Consider the following 6,917-nt stretch of genomic DNA (forward strand, 5'->3'; position numbering starts at 1 on the left):
CCCAGGTGGTCGCGCTGGTCGCCGCCCCCGACGGCCCTCGCGCCCCGCGCGACGCCGCAGTGGCCGCCGACCGGCTCCTGGACCGCCTCGCCACCGCCGTGCACGCCCAGCTCGCCGACGCCCCGGGCCTGGGCCCGGGCACGGTCGGGGTGGGCCGGGCGGCGGCGTCCCTGCTCGAGGCCGGGCCGGCCCTGCGCGAGGCCGGGCACGTCGCCGAGGTCGCCTCCGCGGCCGGCGTCCCGCCCCGGCCGTTCGCCCGCAGCAGCGACCTGCGGCTGCGCGGCCTGCTCTCGCTGCTGCGCGAGGACCCCCGGGTCCAGGCCTTCGCCGAGTCCGAGCTGCACCGGCTCCTGCAGCACGACGCGGCGCACCGCGACGGGCTGCTGGACCTGCTGCGCCAGCACCTCGAGGTCGGCGGCAACAAGACCGAGCTGGCCCGGCGCACCCACCTCAGCCGCCCGGCCCTCTACGCCCGCCTGGCGGCGCTCGAGCGCGTGCTCGGCGTCGACCTCGCCGGCGCGGAGTCGCGCACGGCCCTGCACGTGGCGCTGCTGGCCCACGACGAGGCGGCGCGCGCGGCGGCCGGCGAGCGCCCGTCCGGCTGACCCGGGGCCAGGGCGAGGAGGCCGGTCGCGACCATTGCGCACGGTCGCCGCCACTGGCTACTGTTCCGATCGTTGATCCGTATCGATGACGATCGGAGGGGGTGCCCAGTGCCGACGAGCCGTGACGTCGCCCGCGCGGCCGGGGTGTCGCAGAGCACCGTCTCCTACGTCATGTCCGGCCGGCGCCCGATCTCCGAGGCGGTGCGCAAGCGGGTCGAGGCGGCGATCGAGGAGCTGACCTACCAGCCGAACGCCGGTGCCCGCGCCCTGGCCAGCCAGCGCACCCAGGTGATCGGCCTGGTCGTGCCGTTCGGGCCGGCCGCCGACACCTCCAGCCTCCTGCCGTTCATCGAGATCATCACCAGCGGGGCGCGCGAGCACGACTTCGACGTCCTGCTGGTCACCGCCGACGAGGGCCCCAGCGCGCTCACCCGCCTCGAGGGGCGGCGGCTGTGCGACGCGATCGTCCTCATGGAGCTCGAGGCGCGCGACCCGCGGATCGCCGTCGCCAAGGACCTGCGCGTGCCGGTGCTCCTCATCGGCGTGCCCGACGACCCCGCCGGGCTCCCCTGCGTCGACGTCAGCTTCGAGGAGGCCGCCCGCCTGGCCGTCGAGGACCTGGTCCGCACCGGGCACGAGCGGGTCGTCCTGCTCGGCCGCTCCGCGGAGTCGATCGGGCGCGACGCCAACTACGTGCGCCGCTTCGAGGGGGCGGCCCGCGCCGCCGCGCTCGACCTGGGGATCCCCCTCGACGTCGTCCAGCCCGTCGAGCCCACCCGCGACGGCGTCCGCCACGCCCTGGACCTGGCCCTGGCCGGTGGCACGCACGGGCTCGGGCTGGTCGTCTCCGCCGCCGCGGCCGTCCACCCGACCCTGCACCTGCTCACGGAGCGGGGCGTCCAGCCCGGCCGGGACGTCTCGGTGGTGGCGGTGTGCACCGACGCCGCGGCGCAGGTCACTCAGCCGCCGGTCACCAACGTCTCCCTGGAGCCGCGGGACGTCTCCCGGCGGGCCGTGCAGACGCTCTTCCAGATGATCGAGCGGGACGCGACCGACGAGCCGCCGGGCGTCCAGCTGATCAGCCCCCGCCTGACGCGGCGCGAGACCAGCGCGTCGTTCCCGACGCACCACCCCTAGCCCACCGACCCGGCCCGCACCCCGGGGCCTCGACCCGCACCCATCGATACGCATCGACGACCTGGGCGACACCGACGTCCCCAGGAGACGGCGCCGGCGGAGCAGCCGGCGCACAGGAAGGGAACCGGACATGGCTCGACGTGGAGCAGTGCACCGACGGACCACCCTGGCCGCAGCCGCGGCGCTCGCCCTGCCCCTGGGGCTCGCCGCCTGCGGAGGCGGCGGTGGAGGCGGCACCGGTGGCGGTGGCGGCGGGGACGCCGACACCCTGCGGGTGCTCGACTACTACAACAACGAGCCGGACAAGACCGTCTACCAGGAGATCCTCGAGGCCTGCGGCGAGGAGGCCGGCGTGAGCATCGAGCGGCAGGTCGTCCCCGGTGGCGACCTGATCACCACGGTCCTGCAGCAGAGCTCCTCGCGGACGCTGCCCGACATCCTCATGCTCGACAACCCCGACCTGCAGCAGATCGCGGCCTCGGGCGCCCTCACCCCGCTCAGCCAGTTCGGCATCACGGGCGAGGGCTACGCCGAGGGCGTCGTCCAGGCGTCCAGCTTCGAGGGCGAGCTGTACGGCCTGCAGCCGGTCACCAACACCCTGGCCCTGTTCTACAACGAGGACGCGCTCGCCGAGGCGGGCGTCCAGCCCCCCACCACGTGGGACGAGCTCAAGACGGCCGCGGCCGCCCTGACCCGGGACGGCCGCTACGGCGTCGCGTTCTCCGGCATCAACACGTACGAGGGCACCTGGCAGTTCCTGCCCTTCATGTGGTCCAACGGCGGTGACGAGAAGGACATCGCGACGCCGGAGACCGCCGAGGCGCTGCAGCTGTGGGTCGACCTGGTCGACAGCGGCTCGGCCTCCACGTCGGTGGTCAACTGGACCCAGGCCGACGTGAACGACCAGTTCGCCGCCGGCAACGCCGCGATGCAGGTCAACGGCCCGTGGCAGTTCCCGGTGCTCGACGAGACCGAGGGCCTGAACTACGCCGTGGTCCCGATCCCGGCCCCCACCGCGGGCGGCACCGTCGTCTCGCCCTTCGGCGGGGAGACCTGGACCCTGCCGCAGACGGGCGACGAGGCCAAGCAGGAGAAGGCGGCCGAGGTCCTGCAGTGCCTCAACTCCGACGAGAACGTCCTCAAGATGTCGAGCGAGCGCGACACCGTGCCCACCCAGCCCGACCTGAGCGAGCAGGCGGTGGCGGCCAACCCGCCGCTGGCACCCTTCGCCGAGCAGGTGCCCGACCTGCGCGCGCGCACCGGTGAGCTCGGTGAGGCCTGGCCGGACGCGGCGACGAAGATCTACACGGCCGTGCAGAACGCCCTGGTCGGCGGCATGACGCCCGAGCAGGCCCTGCAGCAGGCGCAGGACGGCTGAGCCGTGGCCGACGTCCTCGACCGCCCGGCGGCCACCGGCCGGGGCGCGGGCCCGCCCGCCCCCGCCCGCCGCAGGAGCGGGTGGAGCACCCCCCGCGGGCGCAGCCGGCTCCTGGAGATCGCCTTCCTCGTCCCGGCGCTGGCCTACCTGGCGCTGTTCTTCGGCTACCCCGTGGTCAAGAACGTCGTCATGGGCTTCCAGGACTACACGACGTCCACCTTCTTCACCGGTGAGGCGCCGTGGGTGGGCCTGGCCAACTACGGCGAGGTCATCGGCTCGGCGGTCTTCTCCCGGGCGGTGATCAACACCGTGGTCTTCACCGTGGGGTCGATCGTGGGGCAGTTCCTCATCGGCCTGGGCATCGCGCTGTTCTTCCGGCGCCGCTTCCCGCTGTCGGGGCTGCTGCGCTCGCTCCTCCTGCTGCCGTGGCTGGTGCCGCTGATCGTCTCCTCGGCGGTGTGGCGCTGGATGCTCGACCGCGACAACGGGGCCCTCAACCGCGCCCTGGACGCCCTGCCGCTCGTCGACGGGCGGCCCGGCTGGCTGACCAGCACCTCCCTGGCGCTGGTCGCCGTGATCGTCGTCAACATCTGGATCGGGATCCCGTTCAACACCACGATCCTCTACGGCGGCCTGCAGGAGATCCCGGAGGAGCTCTACGAGGCCGGAGCGCTCGACGGCGCGACCGGCTGGAGCGCCTTCAAGCACATCACCTGGCCGCTGCTGCGGCCCGTGGTGACCGTCGTCCTCGTGCTCGGGGTCGTCTACACGCTGAAGGTGCTCGACATCATCCTCGGGCTCACCGGGGGCGGGCCGGCCAACGCGACCCAGACCCTGGCCACGCAGTCCTACCAGCTGTCCTTCCGCCAGTTCGAGTTCGGCCAGGGCGCCGCGATGGGCAACATCCTCATCGTCATCTCCCTGGCGTTCGCGATCCTCTACCTGCGCGCCAACCGGCGCGCCGTGGACGAGTGAGGCCCTCATGACCGCAGCGGCCCAGACCGTCGCCCCGCCCGTGCACGCGCACCGCGTGGCGCCGCGCAAGAGCGGCTCCTGGGGCAGCACCGCGATCGGCACCACGATCATCGCGGTGATGCTCTTCCCGATGTACTGGATGCTCAACGTGAGCCTCCAGTCGAGCGGCGGGGCGGTGGCGACCCCCTGGTTCCCGGCCGAGCCGACCCTCGACGGCTACACCGCCGCCATCAGCGAGCAGAGCGGCAACCTGCTGACGAGCCTCGTCGTGTCGCTCGGCAGCGTCGCCCTCAGCCTGCTCATCGCCACGCCGGCGGCCTACGCGCTGGCCCACTTCCGGGTGCGGGGGGCGAACCTCGTGCTCTTCGCCATCCTCATCTCCCAGATGGTGCCGGGCATCGTCGTGGCCAACGCCCTCTACAGCGCCTACAGCGACCTGGGCCTCCTCAACTCCGTGCCCGGCCTGATCCTCGCCGACGCCGGGCTCGGCATCCCGTTCGGGATCATCCTCATGCGCGCCTTCATGAGCGGGATCCCGCCCTCGATCATCGAGGCGGCGCGGGTGGACGGCGCCGGGGCGATCCGCGCCTTCGTCTCCGTCGTCCTGCCGATGAGCCGCAACGCCCTCATCACCGCCGGGCTGTTCACGTTCCTCTTCGCGTGGGGCGACTTCCTCTTCGCCCTCACCCTCACCACGACGGAGGACGTGCGCCCGGTGACCCTGGGCATCTACCAGTACATCGGGGCCTTCGTGAACGACTGGAGCTCGGTGATGGCCACCGCCGTCCTCGCCTCCGTGCCGGCGATCGTCCTGCTCGTCTTCGCCCAGCGCTACGTCGCCGCCGGTGTCACCGGCGGAGCCGTCAAGTGACCCGCCCTCCCCGTCCCCGCACCCCCTGGAGCCTGAAGTGACCGAGTCCGGCGCCGCCCACGGGCGTCCCATCCGCGTGACCGTGTGGGGGGAGAACCGCCACGAGCAGCTCGAGCCCGACGTCGCCGAGCGCTACCCGCGCGGCATGCACGGCGCCGTGGCCGAGGCGATCGAGGAGAACCTCGGCGCCGGCGCCGTCGTGCGCACCGCCACCCTCGACGACCCCGAGCACGGCCTGACCGAGGAGGTGCTGGCCGGCACCGACGTGCTCACCTGGTGGGGCCACGCCGCGCACGCGGAGGTGGCCGACGAGGTCGTCGAGCGCGTGCACCGGCACGTGCTGTCGGGCATGGGGCTGGTGGTGCTCCACTCCGGGCACTGGTCGAAGATCTTCACGAAGCTCATGGGGACCACGTGCACGCTGCGCTGGCGCAGCGCCCACGACCGCGAGCTCGTGTGGACGGTGGACCCGACGCACCCCATCGCGCGCGGCATCCCGCACCCCATGATCATCGAAGAGGACGAGATGTACGGGGAGTTCTTCGACATCCCCGCCCCGGACGAGCTGGTCTTCCTCTCCACGTTCTCCGGCGGCGAGGTCTTCCGCTCCGGCTGCACCTTCCGCCGCGGGCACGGCAAGATCTTCTACTTCAGGCCCGGCGACCAGGACTACCCCGTCTACCACCACGAGGGGGTCCGGCGGGTGATCTCGAACGCCGTCCAGTGGGCCACCACCGACCGCCCCGAGCGCGCCGTCCCGACGCTGCTGCGCTACGAGACCGGGGACTTCCACACCGGTCACGACTACACCGGGGCGATGGCGGACGAGGCCGCGGAGACGAGCGGGTCGCCGGCATGAGCGCCTTCGCGGTCGTCCCCTCCTCCGAGCAGGAGCCCCTGCCCGTCGTCGCCGTCGGCGCGGGCGCGATGGGTCGGGCCTGGCTCGGCGTCCTGGAGGCCTCGCCGGAGGTCGACCTGGTCGGGATCGTCGACCTCGACCTGGACGCCGCCGGGCTCGCCGCGGCGGGCCTCGGTCGCCCCGACCTGCCCGTGGGCCCCGACGCCGTGGCCCTCGCCGCGCAGACCGGCGCCCGCGCGGTGGTCGACGTGACCGTCCCGGTCGCGCACCACCCGGTGACCACCGCCGCCCTCTTCGCCGGGCTGCCGGTGCTGGGCGAGAAGCCCGTGGCCGACACGCTCCCGCGCGCCCTGTCGCTCGCGGCCGCTGCCGAGGTCACCGGACAGCTGTTCATGGTCAGCCAGTCCCGCAGGTGGAACCCCCACCTCGCCGCGCTGCAGGGCATGGCCCAGGACCTGGGCGCGGTCGGGGCCGTGACCACGGAGTTCTTCAAGGCCCCGCGCTTCGGGGGCTTCCGCGACGAGATGGCCCACCCGCTGCTCGTCGACATGGCGATCCACGCCTTCGACAGCGTCCGCTACCTGCTGGGAGCCGAGCCCGTCTCGGCCTACTGCCAGGCGTGGAACCCCTCGTGGAGCTGGTACGCCGGGGACGCCAGCGCCACCGCCCTGTTCACCATGGAGGGCGGGACGCGCTACACCTACACCGGCAGCTGGTGCGCCCCGGGGGCGGAGACCTCCTGGAACGGCACCTGGCGGGTCAGCGGCGAGCGCGGCACCGCCCTCTGGAACGGCGACGACGAGCCGGTGCTGGACGCCGACGCCGCTGCCACCGCGCGGCCCCGCTCGCCCTACAGCGACATCGGCGGGTCGCTGCAGGTGTTCTGCGAGGCCCTGCGCACCGGCGTCGCCCCGATGGGCGAGGTCCACGAGAACGTCATGAGCCTGGCGATGGTCGAGGCAGCCGTGGAGTCGGCCACGAGCGGGCAGCAGGTGCTGATCGACGACGTCCTCGCCCGCGCCCACGAGCAGGCCCTGGCCGAGGAGGCCCACCCGCAGGTGCGCGAGGCGCTGCGGTCGTGGGGCCCGGTGC

7 protein-coding genes are annotated in these 6,917 nt (G+C 73.5%); all 7 read left to right on the forward strand.

What is annotated here, in order from left to right; all coding sequences use genetic code 11:
• Positions 1–605, forward strand: a 605-nt coding sequence (locus AC5FZL_RS14330; RefSeq protein WP_493619568.1) for a PucR family transcriptional regulator, incomplete at its 5' end; no start/stop codon positions are given.
• A gap of 108 nt (positions 606–713) precedes the next feature.
• Positions 714–1,742, forward strand: a complete 1,029-nt coding sequence (locus tag AC5FZL_RS14335; protein WP_493619569.1) for a LacI family DNA-binding transcriptional regulator — start codon at positions 714–716, stop codon at positions 1,740–1,742.
• A gap of 130 nt (positions 1,743–1,872) precedes the next feature.
• Positions 1,873–3,120 (forward strand): sugar ABC transporter substrate-binding protein, encoded by a 1,248-nt coding sequence (locus AC5FZL_RS14340; protein ID WP_493619570.1) that lies wholly within the window; start codon positions 1,873–1,875, stop codon positions 3,118–3,120.
• Between the two features lie 3 nt (positions 3,121–3,123).
• Positions 3,124–4,095: a carbohydrate ABC transporter permease gene (locus AC5FZL_RS14345; RefSeq protein ID WP_493619571.1), complete on the forward strand. Its 972-nt coding sequence runs from the start codon at positions 3,124–3,126 to the stop codon at positions 4,093–4,095.
• Positions 4,096–4,102: 7 nt separating this feature from the next.
• Complete coding sequence (locus tag AC5FZL_RS14350; RefSeq protein WP_493619572.1) at positions 4,103–4,966, forward strand: carbohydrate ABC transporter permease; 864 nt, start codon at positions 4,103–4,105, stop codon at positions 4,964–4,966.
• 37 nt (positions 4,967–5,003) lie between these two features.
• Positions 5,004–5,825 (forward strand): ThuA domain-containing protein, encoded by an 822-nt coding sequence (locus AC5FZL_RS14355; RefSeq protein WP_493619573.1) that lies wholly within the window; start codon positions 5,004–5,006, stop codon positions 5,823–5,825.
• The coding region (locus AC5FZL_RS14360; RefSeq protein ID WP_493619574.1) for a Gfo/Idh/MocA family protein at positions 5,822–6,917 on the forward strand (1,096 nt) is incomplete at its 3' end. The genes AC5FZL_RS14355 and AC5FZL_RS14360, both read left to right, overlap by 4 nt.

This window comes from Quadrisphaera sp. DVD1, from assembly GCF_058932755.1.